The following is a 601-nucleotide window of genomic DNA, read 5'->3' on the forward strand; positions in this document are numbered from 1 at the left end:
TGCCAGCGCTTTACCTAAGTTAGTTTGAGGAACCAAATCTCCATATCCCACGGTGGTTATGGTCACAATAGCCCAATAAATACTTTTCGGAATACTGGTAAATCCGTTTTCTGGCCCTTCAACAATAAAAATCAATGAACCGAAAATCGTGACTAAAATGGCGACGGTTGTGAAGAAGATGAAGATCTTTCTGCGAGCCATTAGTAATGAGCGCAACAAAATGTTGGACTCTTGCAGGTACCTCACCAACTTCAAGATACGAAAAATACGCATCACACGTAGTGCTCTGATCACGCCCATGAAAGAGGCGGATGGGAAGAACAATACTAAGTAAGTTGGGATGATCGCCAACAGATCGACAATACCGTAGAAACTTTTTGCGTACGCCACCGGTTTTGGCGAGCAATACAGACGTAGCAAGTACTCAATGGTAAACAGGCCGGTGAAGGTGTATTCAAGGTACTTCAGTTCTTTTGCCCACTCAGCACGTACCGAGGGAATGGAATCTAGAACAAGAACGGCTAATGAGCTGATGATGGCAATAATAAGCGCGATATCAAAAGCACGGCCGGCTTTGGTGTGGGTGCCAAATATAGTGACG

Annotated in this window: 1 protein-coding gene; it reads right to left on the bottom strand. The window is 44.8% G+C overall.

The features are described 5' to 3' along the window. Positions 1-601, bottom strand: a 601-nt coding sequence (locus tag R7Q09_RS26905; protein ID WP_411913130.1) for an ion transporter, incomplete at both ends; no start/stop codon positions are given.

It is taken from the genome of Vibrio sp. 2130-1, from assembly GCF_033339515.1.